Source organism: Acidobacteriota bacterium, assembly GCA_020845575.1.
GTDB lineage: Bacteria > Acidobacteriota > Vicinamibacteria > Vicinamibacterales > Vicinamibacteraceae > Luteitalea.
In genome coordinates, this window is sequence record JADLFL010000014.1 from 37,209 (window position 1) to 55,765 (window position 18,557).

12 protein-coding genes are annotated in these 18,557 nt (G+C 69.3%); 4 read left to right on the plus strand and 8 right to left on the minus strand.

The features are described 5' to 3' along the window. Positions 1-86: 86 nt before the first annotated feature. Both IT182_04100 and IT182_04105 read left to right on the plus strand, forming a co-directional pair. Positions 87-1,676: a hypothetical protein gene (locus IT182_04100; GenBank protein ID MCC6162514.1), complete on the plus strand. Its 1,590-nt coding sequence runs from the start codon at positions 87-89 to the stop codon at positions 1,674-1,676. Between the two features lie 98 nt (positions 1,677-1,774). Then, on the plus strand, positions 1,775-3,922 hold the full coding sequence (locus IT182_04105) for a UbiA prenyltransferase family protein (GenBank protein MCC6162515.1): 2,148 nt from the start codon (positions 1,775-1,777) through the stop codon (positions 3,920-3,922). Positions 3,923-3,925: 3 nt separating this feature from the next. Here the strand turns inward: IT182_04105 and IT182_04110 are convergent, their stop codons facing one another. From IT182_04110 to IT182_04130, 5 genes are all read right to left on the minus strand, one after another. After that, positions 3,926-6,274, minus strand: coding sequence for a CHASE2 domain-containing protein (locus IT182_04110; GenBank protein ID MCC6162516.1), 2,349 nt, complete (start codon positions 6,272-6,274; stop codon positions 3,926-3,928). A 47-nt stretch (positions 6,275-6,321) separates the two neighbouring features. Beyond that, entirely contained in the window at positions 6,322-7,914 is a 1,593-nt protein-coding gene (locus IT182_04115) for a FecR domain-containing protein (GenBank protein ID MCC6162517.1), read from the minus strand. Positions 7,915-8,065: 151 nt separating this feature from the next. Then, positions 8,066-9,022: an amidohydrolase gene (locus IT182_04120; protein MCC6162518.1), complete on the minus strand. Its 957-nt coding sequence runs from the start codon at positions 9,020-9,022 to the stop codon at positions 8,066-8,068. A gap of 10 nt (positions 9,023-9,032) precedes the next feature. Beyond that, complete coding sequence (locus IT182_04125; GenBank protein ID MCC6162519.1) at positions 9,033-10,055, minus strand: pyridoxal-phosphate dependent enzyme; 1,023 nt, start codon at positions 10,053-10,055, stop codon at positions 9,033-9,035. After that, entirely contained in the window at positions 10,055-11,404 is a 1,350-nt protein-coding gene (locus tag IT182_04130; GenBank protein ID MCC6162520.1) for an MATE family efflux transporter, read from the minus strand. Before IT182_04130 ends, IT182_04125 begins: the two co-directional genes overlap by 1 nt. A 45-nt stretch (positions 11,405-11,449) precedes the next feature. Between IT182_04130 and IT182_04135 the strand changes: the two genes are divergently transcribed. After that, positions 11,450-12,427, plus strand: coding sequence for an NAD(P)H-quinone oxidoreductase (locus tag IT182_04135; GenBank protein ID MCC6162521.1), 978 nt, complete (start codon positions 11,450-11,452; stop codon positions 12,425-12,427). Here IT182_04135 and IT182_04140 read toward each other — a convergent pair. Then, positions 12,417-13,469, minus strand: coding sequence for a DUF72 domain-containing protein (locus IT182_04140; protein MCC6162522.1), 1,053 nt, complete (start codon positions 13,467-13,469; stop codon positions 12,417-12,419). The two genes, IT182_04135 and IT182_04140, sit on opposite strands and share 11 nt — an antisense overlap. A gap of 36 nt (positions 13,470-13,505) precedes the next feature. On the opposite strand from IT182_04140, the gene IT182_04145 reads away from it, so the two are divergent. Beyond that, a complete protein-coding gene (locus tag IT182_04145; GenBank protein MCC6162523.1) occupies positions 13,506-14,339 on the plus strand; it encodes an alpha/beta hydrolase in 834 nt (277 codons plus the stop codon). Positions 14,340-14,345: 6 nt separating this feature from the next. On the opposite strand, the gene IT182_04150 is transcribed toward IT182_04145, so the two are convergent. Together IT182_04150 and mutS are read right to left on the minus strand one after the other, a co-directional pair. Continuing rightward, positions 14,346-15,875: an ABC transporter substrate-binding protein gene (locus IT182_04150; GenBank protein MCC6162524.1), complete on the minus strand. Its 1,530-nt coding sequence runs from the start codon at positions 15,873-15,875 to the stop codon at positions 14,346-14,348. Beyond that, positions 15,875-18,475 (minus strand): DNA mismatch repair protein MutS, encoded by a 2,601-nt coding sequence (gene mutS / locus IT182_04155; GenBank protein MCC6162525.1) that lies wholly within the window; start codon positions 18,473-18,475, stop codon positions 15,875-15,877. Before mutS ends, IT182_04150 begins: the two co-directional genes overlap by 1 nt. Between the last annotated feature and the right edge of the window lie 82 nt (positions 18,476-18,557).

Below are 18,557 nucleotides of genomic sequence, written 5' to 3' on the forward strand. Positions count from 1 at the left end.
TCAGGACCTGTGTTGTACGGCGCGCTGTACGGCGCGCGCGGCCGGACTCGGCTCGCAGCCACGTATAGTAGCCGTCGCGCAGACTCATGACGCCGTCCGACTCCACGCCACCGGTGCACGCGCCATCAGCGATTCGCCAGGGGCCGGAGCCCCTGCCCTCCATCTCGTCTGTCGAATCGGCCTCCATCCCCCGGTTCGAGTCGACCTCCATGCCGTGGCTCGTGCTGGCCGCGCTGCTGGTGACGTGCCGCGCGCTGCCGTACGTCGTGTGGGGCACGCTGGCCTTCGATGCCGATCAGGCGGTGGTCGGCCTGATGGCCAAGCACGTCGCGGAATTCCGGGCGCTGCCTGTCTATCAGTACGGGCTGCCGTACGTCCTGATGGTGACGGCTTACGTGACTGCGCCGTTCATGTGGGTGTTCGGGGCCACGCCTTTCGCGCTCAAGCTGCCGCTGCTGCTGATGAATGTCGGCGTCGGCGTGGCCACGGTGATGGCGATCCGCGCGGCGGGCCTGCGGCCGGCCGTCGCCCTGCTGCTCGCCCTGCCCGTCCTCGTGCCGTCGGCCGTCAGCGGGACGGGGCTGATGGACGCGCTTGGAATGAGCATCGAGCCTGCTGTCTTCGTCCTCGCGCTCTGGTATGCACGCCGCTCACCGCTCGTGTTCGGCATCGTCGCGGCTGTCGGGTTCCACGTGCGCGAGTTCGTGGCGTACGCGGTGCTGGCCGCGGTGGTGGTCGACGTGCTGTCGGGTAACGGCCTGACGCGAACCGCAGCCCGACACTGGACGCGCGCAACGATGGCCGCGCTCGGTACGACGGCACTCATCGCCGGCGTCGCGCGATTCTCGTCGGTTCGCGGGCCCGGCACGTCGACGGCCCTGCTGGTCGACGGCAATCTCTCGACGCTCGGCGCGGCGTTCTGCTTCGTGCCGGCGCAGGCATGGCGCAACGTGATCGACCTCGGCGCCTCGTACCTCGGGTTGCTGTGGGGCCCCGTGCGTGCGCCGCTGTCGGATGCGGCCGTCCAGTCGACGATCTGGCAGGGCAGTGACGGTGCGTGGCCGGTGTTCGCCCTCGCCATGCTCCTGGCCGTGGGCAGCATCGCGTGGCACTGGCGCGCGCTCTGGACCCACCGCTCGTCACCGGTGGTGCGGTTGGGGACGTTCCTCGCGCTCGTGGGTGCGCAGAGCGTGATCGTCTACGCGATCAGCCGCTGCGGCGAGTTGTCGGTACTCACGATCCGCTACGCGCTGCTCGGGATCTTCCTACCCACGGGCGTGGCGCTCGTGGCCTGGGTCGTCTCGCCGGGCCGGATCGTTCGCACGACACTCGGCGGCGCGTTCGTCGGGCTCACGATCCTCAACCTCGTGCCGCACGCGCGGCTCTGGGCCGAGCAGCTCCGTTCGCCGTCGATGTCCAACCGCGCTCAGCTTGGCGCGGCGATGGAGGCGCGAGGACTCCACTACGCGCGGAGCGACTACTGGACGGCGTACTACGTCGCGTTCCTGACACACGAGCGGGTGATCATCGGGTCGGACACACTGTCGCGCGTGGATCTGTACGAGCACGTGCTCGCACGACACGAGGCCGAGGTGGTGCGCATCGCCACGCGTCCCTGTGACGCGGCGCCGCCGATCGTTCCCGGCTACTATGTGTGTCGTCAAGACGGGCCGTGACCGACCTGCCATCCACACATCCTCCCCCTGCCGCGACGCCTGCCTGGCGCGCGTACGTCGACATCGCGCGACCCGACCACTGGTTCAAGAACGGGTTCATGCTGCTCGGCGTGGTGCTGGCCGTCGGCTATCGCCCCGACGCGCTCGATCGCGCGGGTGTGTGGCGCCTGCTGATCGCCGTCGCCGCCACGTGTCTCGTGGCGTCGAGCAACTACGTCCTGAACGAGATCCTCGACGCACCGCGGGATCGCCACCATCCCCTGAAGCGAAACCGCCCCATTCCGTCGGGTCTCGTATCGCCGCCGCTGGCGTATGCCGAATGGGTGCTGTTGGCGATCGCGGGCTTCGGCATCGCCGCGATGGTCAACGGCCCGTTCCTCGCGTCGGCGGTCTGGCTCTGGGTGATGGGAGTGCTGTACAACGTGCCGCCCATCAGGACGAAGGAGTGGCCCTACCTCGACGTGCTGAGCGAGTCGATCAACAACCCGATTCGCCTGGGGCTCGGCTGGTTCGCGCTCATCGACGGCCTCCTGCCGCCCGTGTCGCTCGCGATTGCGTACTGGATGGCGGGCGCGTTCCTGATGGCGGTCAAGCGATACGCGGAGTACCGCCACATCGGCGATCCCGCGGTTGCCGCGGCCTATCGCCGATCGTTCAGGCACTACACCGAGGATCGCCTCCTCGTCTCGATCCTCTTCTACGCCGTGATCGGCGCGCTCTTCGGCGGCATCTTCATCGTCCGCTATCACCTCGAACTGGTGTTCATGGCGCCGCTCGTGGCGGGCCTCTTCGCGTACTACCTGAAGCTCGGCATGCTGCCAGACAGCCCGGCCCAGCGGCCTGAGCAGTTGTATCGTCACAAGGGCTTCACCGCGTACGTGACCGCGTGCCTCGTCGCGTTCGTCGCGCTGCTGTTCACCGAGATGCCGACGCTCTACGCGATGTTCGACATACCACCGACGGGGATGCGGCCGCTGTGGCACATCGGCCCTGCCGCGCAACCATCACGGACATCCATGCCCACGCTCGACGACCTCGCTCACGACTACGTCCGCCAGGTGCTTGCGCTGGGCGTACACGACCCCGATGCGGTTGATGCGTACTACGGCCCCACGGACATCAAGGCCGACGTCACGGCCGCCCAGGCACCGCTTGCCGACGTCTCGCACCGCATCGACACGCTGCGCACCCGCCTCGACGCGTACGTCGCCGACGGGCCCGACCAGATGCGACGGCTGCTGGTGCTGCGGGCGCAGGCACGCGCGCTGGCGATGCGGGCCGCGATCGCGGGTGGCACGCGCGTGTCCTTCGACGAGGAGTCGCGGGCGCTCTACGACGCCACGGCGCCGACGCACGACGCCGCGCACTTCGACGGCCTGCTCGCCGCGCTCGACGCAGTCCTCCCGGGCACTGGCAGCGTGTCTGCGCGCTACCAGGCATTCCGCGAGCGCATGGTGATCCCGCCAGCCGCGCTCGACGCAGTGTTCCGTGCAGCCGTCGATGCCTGCCGCACCAGGACGCGTGCGCACGTCACGCTGCCGGCCGGGGAGTCATTCCGCATCGAGTACGTCACCGACAAGCCGTGGAGCGGCTACAACTGGTATCAGGGGCAGTACCGCAGTGTGATCCAGGTGAACACGGACCTGCCCATCTACATCGACCGCGCGCTCGACCTCGCGTGTCACGAGGGCTATCCCGGCCACCACGTGTACAACGTGCTGCTCGAACAGCATCTCGTCCGGGAACGCGGGTGGGTGGAGTGGTCCGTCTATCCGCTCTTCTCGCCGCAGAGCCTCATCGCCGAAGGCACGGCGAACTTCGGGATTCGCGTGGCGTTCAGCGACGCCGACCGCCTCGCATTCGAGCGCGACGTGCTGTATCCGCTGGCCGGGCTCGATCCCGCGCTCGCGGCGAGGTATCAGGAAGTCCAGCGCCTGACGACCGGACTGGCCTACTCCGGAAACGAGGCGGCGCGACAGTACCTCGATGGCACCTTCACCGCCGATCAGGCGATCGCCTGGCTCGAGCGCTACACCCTCATGAGCCGCGAACGCGCGGCGCAGCGCGTGCGGTTCTTCGACAGCTATCGGAGCTACGTCATCAACTACAACCTCGGCGAAGACCTCGTCGAGCGGTACGTGACGCGGCAGGGCGGCATCGCCACGGCACCCGATCGACGATGGGATGTCTTCGTCGATTTGCTGCGCACGCCGCGACTCCCGAGCGAACTCGCCGAAGGCCGTTGATCGTCAGACCTTCGGGCGCGGGACCGACGAGCGGGGCTGCCAGCCTCTCACGTGGCGCGACACCAGGTCGATCAGCAGGGCGCTCGAGACAGGCTTGCGCGCCGAGTCGGTGAAGCCGTGCTGTCGCAACGACGCCTCTCTGTCGTTGCCGCTGCCGGACACCGCAATCACGGGGCCGTCATAGCCCTGCCGGCGTAGAGCCTGCACCGTCACGATCCCGTCCTGGCCAGGGAGATCGAGATCCATCACGACGGCGTCTGGCCACAGCCGCAGGGTCTCGGTCACGGCGTCGGCTCCGTTGTTCACGGTCTCCACGCGCGCACCCGCAGACGCAAGGACTACCGCGAACAACTGCTGGATGTCTTCCACGTCGTCGCAGACCAGCACGAGTGGGCCTGCCTCGTCGATGGCATCGGGGAAAGGCTCGCTCACACCATCGATGCCTGGTGGCGCATCGACCACACGTGTCGGCAGCGTGAATGTGAAGCAACTGCCGCGCCCTTCGGTGGACACGGCGACGAGGTCACCGCCCATCAGGCGCGCCAGGCGACGCGACACGCTCAGGCCGAGCCCTGTTCCACCAGCGCGAATCGCACGCGGATCGCCGAGCTCGAACTCGTCGAACGCGCGCGCGAGGACCGACGGGGTCATGCCGCTGCCCGTGTCCGTCACGCGCACGATCATGGCGCGGGCGTCCCAATCGACGGAGAGGTGGATGCTGCCCGCCTCTGTGAACTTCATCGCATTGGCCAGGAGGTTCAACAGCACCTGCCGCACGCGCAGTGCATCGATGAGCAGGTATGGGGGCACGCCGACCGCGACCTCACCCGACAGCGCGACGCCGTCCTGACGCGGCAGGCCTTCCATCGTCGCGAGCACGTCACTCACGAGCACTCGCACCGCGATGGGTTGCGGAGCGACGCGCGCCCGGCCCACAGACAAGGTGGCGTCGTCCAGCAGGTTGTTCACCAGGTGGAGCAGGTGCGCGCCGTTGCGACTGATGACGCGCGCGTACTCCTCGGTGGCCGAGGGTGTCCTCCCTTCGACGATGAGGCGCCCGAATCCCAGGATGGCCGTCACGGGCGTACGCAGTTCGTGTGCGACGTGGTTGAGGAACTGCGTCTTCAGCTCCGACGCCCGCTCGGCGGCGAGCGTGTCGGCTTCGAGGCGTGCACGTTCCCGCTGCAGGCGTGCGAGATCCGCCAGGCCCAGCATGATGGCCGCCATCGACGCGGCCGCCATCGGCGTGAACATCGCCACGCGCTGCTGCGCCCACGTCAGCAGCGCGAGCGCCACAACCACTGTCACCACCCAGGCGCCCACCATGCCCAGCACCAGCGTGCGCGGGCGATGACTCTCCCTGGCCCTGACCGCCAGGAACACCGCCATGACGACGATCAGCATCACGCCATCGAACGCCCATCGCCGGGATCTGACAACAGCTCCGCCCTCGACAAGCCCTGACGCGAGGCGCAGGAACTCGACACCCGACGTGCTGCCGACCGGCGTTCGCACGGGTTCCTCCAGCAGCAGGGCCGTGGCGCCGATGAACACCCGCTTGCCGTGCACCGTGCCCGCCAGTCCGCCGCCCGCCTGTGGCGCCACCGCCGCGCGCACGAGATCGGCAAACGGGAGTGTCGGCAGCGACGGGAGCCGCCGCGGAAAGTGGAGTTCCACCTGTCCGTCCTCGTCCACGGGTATGGCGTGGCTGCCGATGGTCAGGATCGGTCCGCGCCACGTGCGGCGCGTGCCGACGATGCGGTCCTCGCCAAGCAGGGGCGTGAACGACAGACCGGGATACAGGCGGGTCCCCACCCGCGTGACGACCGGCAGCCGTCGCACGACGCCGTCCTCGTCGGGAACAGCCGTGGCCACACCAACGGTCGCGCGACGCGCGAACTCGGGCCGTGGCTCCACGAGGTCCGACGACGTCCGCGCGGGCGCGTCAGGGTCGATGCGAATCGCGCGCGTCGGCGGGACGTCCTCACGATCGGCTCCGATCTGGAACGGGACCGCTACGGCCGCCAGCGCCACGTTGTCGAGTCCCGCGAGCACGTCGCCGAGTTGCTCGTCGCCCGGGCGAGGGTCGGTGAGGAGCACGTCGAGCGTGACGTGCGCGGCACCAGCCGTGTCGAGATAGCGGAGGACATGTGCCCAGATGTCACGCTGGTACGGCCAGGGACCCAGCAGGGGCTGCAGTGCGGTGATGGACGCATCGTCGAGACCGAACACCACCGTGTCGGTATCGGCCACGTTCGACGCAACCAGTGGGGCGACGCGATCCCACAGCCACGTGTCGACGCGTCTGCCGGGACCCACGAGGTCGACGGCGATCGCGGCAAGGGTCGCCATCGCCGCACATCCGAGCACGACGCGTGTCCTGCGACCGTGGACGGGCATCAACGAGCACCCAGTACCACGCCTGCCGCGCCAGCCGGCACGAGGAGCCACCACCACTTGCTGCGCCGACGCGGCGGATCGACAACGTCGAAGCTCTGGGTCGGCCCGTAGGGCCCGTGGACACCTTCGGCGCTCACCGCGCGCACGCGCACGTGATAGCGGCCAGCTGCCGGTCGCGGCATGGTCAACGTCGGAACATCGACGACGGCGTCGACCAACGTCGTGGCGAACGCCGGATCGGCAGACACCTGCACGGTGTAGCGATCATTACCGAGCCCAGCCGACCACTGAAGGGTCAGTTCTCTGGCGAGCAGTTGCACGGCAGGCGGCGGTCCGGCCGGCGGACGGGCTCGGAGTTCGGCCGGCACGGCGTCGCTCCAGGGGCCTCGCTGTTCGCCCTGCCGCGTGGCGATGCGCCACGCGTACCGGCCCGGAGGAAGGGGCACGGCGATCTCGCTGGTCCTGACGTCGCTCCGTTCGAACACGGGTACGCCGAACGTCGAGTCACCGACCACCTGGACGTCCACACCGGAGGCCTCCGCCGATTGGGTCCACCGAAGGGGCAGCGTGTCACCGTAGACAGGCGCCCCTCCGCCGGCATCGCGGACGATCGGGGGCACGGGGCGCGCATCGATCACCAGCGGATGTCGCGCATCGAGCCCCTCGATCCCGGCGGCGTCGATCGCGCGCACGACCAGCGTGTAGGCCGCGTCCTCGATGTCGGGCCATGAGACGTCGCTTCGCGGGATGCGCGTATCGACGACAGGCGCGCCGCCGTCAGCGGGAACGACGCGAACGCGATACGCGACAGCCCCTGTCGTCGGCGCCCATCGTGCGCGAACGGGCAAGCGGTTCACCGTGAGGATCAGTGACGACAAGTCGGGCGCGGAGAGGAGCGTCGTGGGCGTGAGCGTCGACGCTCCCGGCCCGGCGCGAACACCGAAGCCGGCTCCGACGTCGACGGTCTGCGTCGTGCTGTCGACACCGACGAGGCCCGCGGTGACCTCCGTGACCGTTGTGTCATCGTCGGCGACCGCCACGCGGAAGTCCGTGCCGCGGACCGTGGCGTTGACCAGCGGCGTACGCACCTGGTGACGTTGCTGCGGATGCGTCGCCGGCAACACCGTTGACTCCACGCGTCCGCGCCTGACGTCGAGCAGGGTCCGCTTGACGTTGCCGGCGATCGTGCGGAGTTCCACGAGCGTCACGCGCGCGCGCGCGCCCACGGTCACCTCGGCGCCTGTCGAGAGACGCAGGCGCACGGCGTCGCCGTCGCCTGTGGTAATCGTCGAACCTGGCGGAATCGCCGTGCCGAGCAGCGCCACGGTGGCCTGTCCCGCGCCCTCGACACGAGGCTGCCCCCGCACCCAGAGCACGTCGGCCCGACCGGGCAGTCCACGCAGCAGGGTCACAGGGAAGAGCAAGCTCCGGCCGGGACGCAGCCGCCTGGTATCCCTGACGCGGTTGAGTCGCGCGATCTTCGGCCAGTCGCGGACGTCGGTCATCAACTGCTGCGCAAGGCCGATGAGCGTGTCGCCGCGCACGATCGTATGGGCATAGTGCTCGCCGGGTGTCGCTGGTGGTGTACGCATCGGCGGCGGCTGCGCCTGTACGACTCCACCACCGACGAGGCACACCACGAGAGCGCCGCTCGCCACCCGCATCCGCATCCGGATCGGGGACGCCCGCGTCGTGCGGTTGCATGCCTGTTGGGTCACCACGTGCCGGTCAACGATAGCAGACTCAGGCGAGGTCTCGACGGAAGAGCCTGTCGAAGTTTCCAGCCGCGATCGCCTGCCGATCCACGTCCGGCACGCCCAGTTCGTGAAGGACCGCCAACTGGGTGTCGCGAATCCCCACCTGCCATCCGCGCGGGAAGAACGAGGAGTCGGTCCCGAACAGCAGACGCTCGGGTCCGAGCACGGTGAGGGCCTGGCCGAAGACGTGCCGCAGCGTGAGACCGGGGTTGTACTTCATCCACGCATTGCTGGACGAGGTGTCGACCAGGATGTTGGGACACGCATCGGCCACCATCAGCAGTTCCCGGAAGAAGCCGGCGCCGAAATGCGGAACGATGATCGGCAGCGTCGGATGACGCAGGGCCAGGCCTTGCAGTTCCAGCGGATTGCCGAATCGCGTCTCGAATGCACTGGGCAGACCGAGTGTCCTGCGGATGCCGACCGTCAGGACACCGCAGTGCACGAAGAGCGCAGCACCCGTACTGCCCGCCACCTGCGCTGCCAGCCCCAGCACGCGCGGATCGGACGGCGAGTAGCCGTGCATCGCCGGGAAGAGGCACACGACGCGCATACCGGGCTGCACCAGCGCCCATGCCACGCGCGTCAAGGCACCCTCCTGCGTCGGGTCAACCATGAAGGCTCCGACGAAGCGGTCCGGGTGTCGAGCCACGGCCCGCGCGACCTGTTCCTCCTCACCAGGAACGCTGCCGATGAGCACGGCGCGGCCGACCCCGTGCGCTGTCAACGTCTCCGCCCACCTGTCGGCGAGCGCTTCGGGCGTACCCGGATGGTCCCACCCGACCAGACGCGTGACCTCATGCCCCGGCGCGTTGCCAGGCAGCCCCTTCTGGCGCCCGAGGACGTCGAAGAATCGCGGAGAGAAGAAGTGGCAGTGCGCGTCGTTGACGCGCAACGGCACGGCGCCTGTGGCGCCAATCGACGGAGGCGGGACGATCGTCATCGGAGGCCCTTCACTGGCGAACGGCGGCGGCCGTCGTGGGCAGGCCGCCCGTGTGGATGAAGAGGACGCGCGCACCACGGCGCAGAACACCCGTACCGACCATCTCCACCAACGACGCGACGGCCTTGGCCGTGTACGTCGGATCGAGGAGGTAGCCCTCGTCTTTCGCGAATCGCGCGAGTGCCGCGGTGCTGCCGGTGGTCGGAATGCCGTAGCCCGGCTCGGTCTCCGGTCGGATCCATGCGCAGCGCGCGTGCGACTCCTCGAACGCCATCGGCCACCGATACAGGTCGGCAGCCGCGCGCACGAGTGATTCCGGCGACACGGCCGAGAAGCGTTCCATCGCCGCGCGCGACGAGACCGAGACGGCGTGCACGGTGGCCGGTGCGTCTGCGAGGACAAGCCCCGCCAGGACGCCAGCCGACGTCGACCCGGTGCCGTACGCCACCACCACATCGTCGAAGGGAAACGTTCCGCCGCATTGCGCGAGGATCTCGCGGATGCAGGCCGCGTATCCCGGTACGGACTCGGGCATCGACGCGCCTGGCGGGATCCAGAAGCCGCGCGTCTGCTCGACGAGCGCTGCGCACAGGGTCTTCGATGCCTGCAGATCGACGTCGGAGGGGTTGGCCGTGTCCATCGGCGTGACGTGCACGTGCGCCCCGTAGTGTCTCGTGAGTGCGAGGTTACCTGTTTCGTGCGTGGGCAGCGTGCCGCCGAGCACGACGTGCACGTCGAGGCCCAGGCGCCGTGCCGCCGCGGCGGTCATCATCGTGTGGTTGGAGGTGAGCGGCCCGGCGGTGACCACCGTGGTCGCGCCGGCCTCGATCGCGCGTGCCATGACGAACTCCAGCTTGCGCGCCTTGTTCCCGCCGAGTGCGAGGCCGCTGCACTCATCGCGCTTCATCCACAGGTCGATCCCGAGCGCCGCCGAGAGTCGCCGCAGACGCACGAGCGGCGTTGGCCACGTGCCCAGCGACACGCCCGGAATGGCGTCGAGTGCCGCGCTCAATCTTCCCGTTCGCAATGCCATCAGGCTCCCATCCGTCGTGCCGTCTCTCGAATCCGCACGTGCCACAGTCCCATCAGCACCGTTCCGACCACCAAGAGGCTCACGGCAAGACCGAGCCAGAGCCCGATGACGCCGTACCCGGCCCGGAAGCAGAGATACCAACCGAGCGGCAAGCCGCTGATCCAGTATCCGAACAGGCTCACCAGCATCGGCATCCGCGTCTCGCCAAGCCCGCGCAGCGCGCCAGTCGTCGCGACCTGGAGCCCGTCGAACAACTGGAACGCCGCCGCCACGGCGAGCAGTCGCGTCCCGATCGCGATGACGCCGGCGTCCGACGTGAACAACGTGATGAACGGCGTGGGCATGAGCGCCAGTGTCGCCGCAGACGAGGCCATGAACACCTCGACGACGAGCATGGCGGCCCATCCGGCGCGTCTGGCACCGGCCGCGTCGTACGCGCCGATATGCTGCCCCACCAGCACGGCCGCCGCCGACGACACGCCGAGCGGCACCATGAAGACGACGCTGGCGATGTTCAGCGCGATCTGGTGCGCGGCCAGCGACTCCGGCAGCAACTGACCGGCAAGCGCCGTCGCCGCACTGAACACGCCGACCTCGAACGTGACGTGTGCCGCCGCGGGAAGCCCCAGGGCGAGGAGTCGACGGACGCGCGCCACGGGCAGCGCCCAGGGCATGGTGGCGATGTGCGTCCGCGCGAGCCGCCACACGTCCCACCCGAGCACCACCGCCATGTAGATGCGCGAGACGACCGTCGCCCATGCCGCGCCCTGCACTCCGAGCGCGGGAATCGGCCCGACACCGTGAATGAGCGCGGCGTTGGCCGCGAGGTTGACGATGTTGGCCGAGACGAGCGCGAACGCGACGATGCCGACGCGCGAACGCGCCTGCAGGTAGCGTCGGAACGCGGCATAGACCAGGAGCGGCGGCAGGCTCAGCGACACGATGGGGAAGTAGGCTCTGACGTGTGGCAGCACGTCGGGATGGAATCCCATGTGCGGGAGCAACGCCGACATCGCCCAGGCCATGACGGCGAGCGGGGGGATCGTCAGCGCGGCCAGCCACACGCCGCTCACCAGCCATCTGTCGCACTCGTCGGTGTCGCCGGCGCCGAACGCCTGCGCGACCGTCGTGTCGAGGCCGAGCAGGAGCCCCATGCCGAAGATGCCGATGGCGATGAACAGGCCGCTTCCGATGCCGACGCCGCCGATGGCCGACGCGCCGAGCGGCCCGACCATGATGGTGTCCACCACGCCCATGGCCATCCAGCCGAGTTCGGCCGCCACCACCGGCAACGCGAGGCGAACCACCGGCATGACCGATCCCTGCAGGAAGGCGCGCGCCACGGACATCCGCCCATGATACGGATATCCTCGGGCATGGTCGCTCCCGCGCTGATGCAGGCCGTCGAGATCCGCCAACCGGGTGGGCCCGACGTGCTCGTGCCGACGACGCGTCCCGTTCCGACACCCGCGGCTGGAGACGTGTTGATCCGCGTCGCCGCTGCAGGTGTGAATCGTCCCGACGTGTTCCAGCGTCGCGGACGCTATCCACCGCCTCCGGGTGCGTCGGATCTCCCGGGTCTCGAAGTGGCCGGCACCGTGGCGGCATGCGGACACGGCGTCACGCGATGGCGTGTGGGCGACGAGGTCTGCGCGCTGCTCTCGGGCGGCGGCTATGCCGAGTACGCCGTCGCGCCCGAGGGGCAGTGTCTGCCGCGACCGGCCGGCCTGAGTCTCGTCGAGGCCGCGGCGTTGCCCGAGACCTGCATGACCGTCTGGACCAACGTCTTCGAACGCGGCAGGCTGCGCGCCGGCGAGTCGTTCCTGGTACACGGCGGCACGAGCGGCATCGGCACAACGGCCATCCAGTTCGCCAGGCAGGCAGGCGCCACCGTGTATGCAACGGCAGGGTCCGACCAGAAGTGCGACGCGTGTGTGGCGCTCGGCGCGACGCGGGCCGTCGCCTACAAGACGACAGATTTCGTCGACGCGATCCGCGAGGCCACGGACGGGCGAGGCGTGGACGTGATCCTCGACATGGTGGGCGGCGACTACGTGGCGCGCAACCTCTCGCTGCTGGCCGAGGACGGGCGGCTCGTGCAGATCGCGGTACTCGGGGGCAGCACGGCCACCATCGACATGTCACTCGTCATGCGGCGGCGCCTCACCGTGACGGGATCCACGCTGCGTCCCCGACCGGTCGAGGAGAAGGCCGGCATCGCCGACGCCCTCGCGCAGACCGTGTGGCCGTGGATCGCCGCCGGCGACGTGCGGCCGATCATCCACGCCGTGTTCCCGCTGGCCGACGCCGCGCGCGCGCACGCGCTGATGGAGTCGAGCGCGCACATCGGCAAGATCGTGCTTACGTGTTGACCGGATCTGGCGTCGCCGCCGTGGTGTCGACCAGTGACTCTCGATCGAGTTCCGCCACCACGCGATCGGCGAGCGCGCGAATCGTGAGCGGTGCGGAGCCTTCGGCCTTGTTGTTGACCAGTACGTAGACCGGTTGTTCGCGTCGAAGGGCCTCGATGATGAGTCGTGTCACGTCGCGCCGGAGCGGCTCGTCGGGGTCGACGATCCTGTTGAACGGCCGGCAATCCTCGCGACGCGTCTCGTAGCGCGTCCCCGGGCGCAACAGGAGACGGATCACGCGATGCGGCGCAGCGTCGAGATCGACTGACGCTGCCTGCTCGCCCGGCCTGGGCATCGCCGACCAGTAGTTGAGCACGTGCACCGCACCCGTCTCGCGCAGTACCGACGCGTACGCGGGCGTGAGCAGCCGGCTGTCGCGGAGCTCCACGGACATGGGGAACGGCGAGGGCACCGACTGAAGGAACGCACCGAGCCGATCGGCGAACGCCTGCGGATCGAGCCGTGCCTCGTGCGGCACAGGAGGAATCTCCAGCACGAACGGCCCCGTATGACCGCGAAAGTGGAGCGCGAACGGCTGGATGACGTCGCGCAGGAAACCGTCGGCGGAGAGAAAGTCCGGATTGGGTACGGCTGTCGCACCGTGAGCGCTGCCGGGTAACACCGGAGAGGCGTACATCGCCGGCACTTTCGCGCAGCATGGGAAGCCTGTGGGCAACTGGCTCGCGTAGCGCTTCAGGTCTTCGTTGGTCAGCGGAGCGTAGTAGCTGCGATCGATGCCGACGGTGCCGAAGAGTGGGTAGCGCGCGTACTCACGAAGGCCATCGCGCGCCAGATCGGTCTGCGCGCGTGGACGCCGATACACGATGCCGGCCCAGCCCGGGAAGCTCCAGCTGCTCGTCCCGAATCTGACGCCGGGCGGAATGCGTTCTCCGAGCGAGCGAACGTCGGCCGGCCAGTCGCTCTCGACGTCGACAGTGCCGTCGTGTCGCGTGCGCGTGGACGGCGTGAAGTCGAAGAGCGAGAGCTGATCGTCGGCTGGCACGTGACCCGGAACCCGCGTCAAGGATACCGTGGTGCGATGAGCATCGCGTCACCGATGGTCGCCACACGCGTGGGCGCCGATGGGCCCGGCGTCAGGCACCTGGTCATGCTGCACGGCATCTACGGGCGCGGGCGCAACTGGCTCGCCGTCGCGCGAACGCTCGTGGAGCAGCGGCCCGACTGGTGCTGCTGGCTGGCCGACCTGCGCCATCACGGCGACGCGCTGCGGAGTGCCGACGCCGGCACGATCGAGCAGATGGCCGAGGACATCGAGACGTGGGGGACTGCCGAAGGCGTGACGCCAGACGCGCTCCTCGGGCATTCCTTCGGCGGCAAGGTGGCGCTCGCGTATGCGCGGCTCGCGCACGCCCGCGCGCTGCAGACATGGGTCATCGACTCGACGCCCGATGCGAAGGCGCCGTCGGGCAGCGCCTGGGCCATGCTCGGTGTCGTGCGCGGCCTGCCCGACAGCTTCGCGTCGAGGCAGGACGCCATCGCGGGGATCGAGGCCGGCGGCTTCGATACCGCCGTCGCGCAATGGATGTCGACCAATCTGGCGCAACGCGACGGCCGCTATCGCTGGACACTCGACTTCGACGTCATGGCGACGCTGCTCGACGCGTTCTTCGCGACGTCGTACTGGGACGTCCTCGACCCGGGCTCGGCCGTGCACGACATCCACGTGCTCAAGGCCACGCGGTCGTCGGTGATCTCGTCTGAGGCTGTCGCGCGCCTGGAACGACTGCAACGGCATCCCGTCGCGGGACATGCCCGCGTACACCTCCACGCGCGTGAAGGCGGGCACTGGATCCATGCGGAGTCGCCGCAGATGGTCGTGTCGCTGCTGGCGGAATCCCTGCCGCGATCCTGAACGGGGTCAGCGCGGCGACTTGGTGACGTCTCGCAGCGTGGCGAAACTGGCCTGCGGCGTGAGATGCACGCCGTGGATCCATGGCTGCGCGACGGCGACGTTCACCTTCGTCCAGAGGCTCACGTAGGGCGTGGCGGCCGTGATGCGCCGCTGCGCCTCGATGTACAGCCCTCTCCGCACCCCGGGATCGGTGGTCGTCGTGGCCTGGTCGATCAGCGCATCGACGCGTGGATCGCTGAAGAAGCCGCGATTGAAGCCGGCCGGAGGCATCTGTGTGGAGTGGAACACGCGCCGCAGCATGTCGGGGTCGGTCACGCCGACCCATTGCAGCGTGAACAACTGGAAGCGTCCCTTCAGGACGTCGGCGTACAGCGTGGCGAACTCGTGCGTCCTGACGTCGACAGCCACGCCGATACGGGCGAGGTCCTGCTGGATGACGGCCGCCTGCAGGCGCACGAACTCCGCCGTGGACGTCTTCAGCGAGACGGTGAACCGCGGGAGGGGCCCGTTCCCGTCCGGATCCGGATACCCCGCCTCGTCGAGCAACCGTCGTGCGGCATCCGGATCGTGGGGCAGGGGTGCCATGTCTGCCGGATACGCCCAGGACGGAATGATCCCCGTCGCCGGAACGGCCAGGTCGCGGCGCAGGTGCGACACGATGGCCGAGATGTCGATGCCCAGCGCGAGCGCCCGTCTCACGCGCGGGTCGGCGAGCAGCGGATCGCGCAAGTTGATGCCGACGTACGAGAAGTCGAGCCCCGGCGCTGTCACCACCTGCATGCGCCCCTCACGCTGCAGCGCGCGCACGATGTCCGGGACGAGGTCGTTGACGACGAGATCGATCGCACCGGTACGCAGCTCGAGCCCGCGCATGGTGTCGTCGGGAATCACGCGCAGGACGATGCCGGCGTTGCGGGGCGGCCCCTCGAAGTACTCGGCGTTGGCGGCCAGTTCGACGCGATCGTCCGACTGCAGGCGTACGAAGCGGTACGGCCCAGCGCCGATGCGCGCGGGCGCGCCGGCCGGCGTATCTCTCGGCACGATCCCCATCACGAGGTTGACGGGGAACGACGCGAAGGGCTCCTTCAGACGGAACACCACCGTCAGCGGATCCTCGACATCGACGGCCGCCAGTTGCGCGTAGGCGCCCTTGCGCGGCGACAGGAACGACGCGTCGAGGAAGCTGCGGAACGTGTAGGCGACGTCTTCGGCATCGAGCGCGGAGCCGTCGTGGAAACGGACGCCGGGACGCAGTCGCGCCACATACGTCCTGTCGTCGCGCGCCTCCAGGCGTTCGGCCACCTCCGGCACCACCTGCAACGCATCGTCCAGGCGGACGAGCGAGGCGTAGAGGAGCTGGTGGACGCGCTGGCTGGCCTCGTCGCTCCCGATGCGGGGATCGAGATTGGTCGGCCCGACGGCGATCCCGACCACGAGCGCCGGATCGTGCGCGACGTCACCGCGCCGGCATCCACCGACCGCGAGCACGTACGCGCACAGCGCCACCAGCATGCCGCGGCGCAGCGCCGTGCGCATCAGGCGTCGGCCTCCTGCTTGAGATCGGCCAGCAGCGCGAGGGCCTGCAATGGCGTGAGGTTGTCCACGTCGAGCTCGCGCAGGCGATCGCGCAGCCTGTCGTCGGCAGGCGCCTGGAAGAGGCCGAGCTGCTGCTGGGGCCCCGTCAGCGCCGATGCGCCCGCAATGGTCGGACGCCCGCCGCGCGTGAGCTCGTCCTGTTCGAGTCCTGTGAGAATCTCGCGCGCGCGGCGGATGACGGTCGGCGGCAGCCCGGCGAGCCGCGCCACCTGGATGCCGTAGCTCCGATCCGAGCGACCGGGCACGACCTTTCGCAGGAACACGATCTGGTCCTGCCACTCGCGTACGAGGAGGTGCGCGTTGGCGACGCCCGGAAGTGCGTCGGCCAGATCCGTCAGCTCGTGGTAGTGCGTGGCGAACAGCGTCTTCGGGCGTGCCTTCGGGCCCGACGCCAGGTGCTCGGCTACCGCCCACGCGATGCTGAGGCCGTCGAAGGTCGACGTGCCGCGGCCGATCTCGTCGAGGACAACGAGGCTGCGCGACGTGGCGGTGTTGAGGATGCTGGCCGTCTCCTGCATCTCCACCATGAAGGTCGACTGCCCGCGCGCGATGTTGTCCGCCGCACCGACGCGCGCGTAGATGCGATCCACGACGGGCAGCTTGGCCTGCCGCGCCGGCACGAAGGAACCCGCCTGCGCCATCAGGCAGAGCAGCGCGGTTTGCCGCAGGTACGTGCTCTTGCCGCCCATGTTCGGGCCGGTGATCACCAGCAGTTGCTGCGACGTGCCGTCGAGCGAGAGGTCGTTCGGCACGAACGCCTCGCGCGTCATCGTCTCGACCACCGGGTGGCGGCCCTCGACGACGGACATGTCGTCGCCGTCGTGGACGTGCGGCTTGCTGTAGTTACGCCGTGCCGCGACGTCGGCGAACGTGGCGAGCACGTCGAGCACCGCCAGTGCGTGCGCCGTGCGCTGGAGCGCCGGCGCGTGCGTCGCCACTTCGCGGCGCAGCGTCTCGAACAGCGCGAGTTCGAGCGCGATGAGGTGCTCGTCGGCGTGCAGCACCTGCTCTTCGAACGTCTTGAGCGCCGGCGTGATGAAGCGCTCGCCCCCCGCAATCGTCTGCTTGCGGATGTAGTCGTCGGGCACGGCGTGCAGGTTCGACTTCGACACCTCGATGTAGTAGCCGAATACGCGGTTGAACCGGATCTTCAGTGACGTGATGCCGGTACGGATGCGTTCGGCCTCCTCCATCGAGGAGATGTCGTCCTTGCCGCGCCGGCTCAGGCCACGCAGGCGATCGACCTCGGGATCGGCACCGTCGCGGATGACGTCGCCGTCGCGCGCGAGCAGCGGCGGTTCATCGGCCAGCGTGCCGGCGATCTGTTCGCGGAGCGCCGGGAGATCGTCGAGCGCCTCGACCACCTGCGCGAGCAGCGGTGCCTGCAACGTCGAGAGCGTCTGTCGCAACGCAGGTACGGCGCCGAGCGATCGCGCGAGTGCCACGAGGTCGCGCGGGCCGGCCGTGCCGAGCGCGGCGCGTGCGACGAGCCGATGGACGTCGTACACCGGCTTCAACCCGTCGCGCAGCGTCCCGCGCTCGACGGAGCGGAACGCCAGATCCTCGACGGCGTCGAGACGATCGCGGATGGCGTCCAGGTCGACGAGCGGCTTGGTGAGCCACGCGCGCATCAGCCGCGCGCCCATCGCGGTGACCGTGTCGTCGAGGACGCCGAGCAGCGACACCTGTCGATCGCCTTCGGTCGACGAGAGCACTTCGAGATGGCGTAGCGTCGTGGCGTCGACGATCAGGCCGTCGCGCGTCTCGCGATAGGTCACCGTGCGTACGTGCGAGAGATCGCCCTTCTGGGTGTCGCGCAGATACTGAACGAGCGCACCCGCCGCACCGATGGCGTGCGGATGGCCGTCGAGGCCGAACCCCGCGAGGCCGCTCGTCTGCAACTGCCCGGTCAACGCGCGCTGCGCGCTGTCGAGCGCGAACTGCCAGCTGTCGCGCCGCGTCACGGCGGGCAGCGGCAGGCCGTCGGCGCGCAGCGTCTCGAGGTCCATGTCGTCCGGGACCAGCAGTTCGCGCGCCGAGAGCACTCCGAGTTCGTCGCGCAGCAGCGCGGTGGCCGTGTCACCGGCGAACTCGGTGGCCGCGAAGTCGCCAGTGGACAGTTCGACCCACGCCAGCCCCCAGACGTCGACGCCCTTTCGCGGCGGCACGATGGCGGCCAGCAGCGCTGGCGCGCGGGCGTCGAGGTACGCCGCATCGATCAGCGTCCCCGGTGTGACCACACGCGTCACGGCGCGCTTGACGAGTCCCTTGGCTGATTTCGGGTCTTCGATCTGATCGCAGATCGCGACGCTGATGCCCTGTCGCACCAACCGCATGATGTAGCCGTCTGCCGCGTGGAACGGCACGCCGCACATCGGGATGCCCGTGCCCGTCGCGTCCTTCGATCGCGACGTCAACGTCAGTTCCACGGCGCGCGCCGCAACGACGGCATCCTCGTAGAACAGCTCGTAGAAGTCGCCCATCCGGAAGAAGAGGAGGGCGTCAGGGTGCTGGCGCTTGGCGTCCTGATATTGACGCATCGCCGGGGTCAGCGAGGCGGGCGGGGCTGTCAGGATGGAGTCGGACACCGGAGGCAGCGGGGTGCGGCATGCACGGCCGCCA

Excerpts from the sequence above, each read along its gene's own strand:
- IT182_04135 (MCC6162521.1), top strand. The coding sequence starts at position 11,450 with ATGCAGGCCGTCGAGATCCGCCAACCGGGTGGGCCCGACGTGCTCGTG.
- IT182_04145 (MCC6162523.1), top strand. The coding sequence starts at position 13,506 with ATGAGCATCGCGTCACCGATGGTCGCCACACGCGTGGGCGCCGATGGG.
- IT182_04100 (MCC6162514.1), top strand. The coding sequence starts at position 87 with ATGACGCCGTCCGACTCCACGCCACCGGTGCACGCGCCATCAGCGATT.
- IT182_04115 (MCC6162517.1), bottom strand. The coding sequence starts at position 7,914 with ATGCGTACACCACCAGCGACACCCGGCGAGCACTATGCCCATACGATC.
- IT182_04125 (MCC6162519.1), bottom strand. The coding sequence starts at position 10,055 with ATGGCATTGCGAACGGGAAGATTGAGCGCGGCACTCGACGCCATTCCG.
- mutS (MCC6162525.1), bottom strand. The coding sequence starts at position 18,475 with ATGCGTCAATATCAGGACGCCAAGCGCCAGCACCCTGACGCCCTCCTC.
- IT182_04105 (MCC6162515.1), top strand. The coding sequence starts at position 1,775 with ATGCTGCTCGGCGTGGTGCTGGCCGTCGGCTATCGCCCCGACGCGCTC.
- IT182_04130 (MCC6162520.1), bottom strand. The coding sequence starts at position 11,404 with ATGTCCGTGGCGCGCGCCTTCCTGCAGGGATCGGTCATGCCGGTGGTT.
- IT182_04150 (MCC6162524.1), bottom strand. The coding sequence starts at position 15,875 with ATGCGCACGGCGCTGCGCCGCGGCATGCTGGTGGCGCTGTGCGCGTAC.
- IT182_04120 (MCC6162518.1), bottom strand. The coding sequence starts at position 9,022 with ATGACGATCGTCCCGCCTCCGTCGATTGGCGCCACAGGCGCCGTGCCG.
- IT182_04110 (MCC6162516.1), bottom strand. The coding sequence starts at position 6,274 with ATGGCGACCCTTGCCGCGATCGCCGTCGACCTCGTGGGTCCCGGCAGA.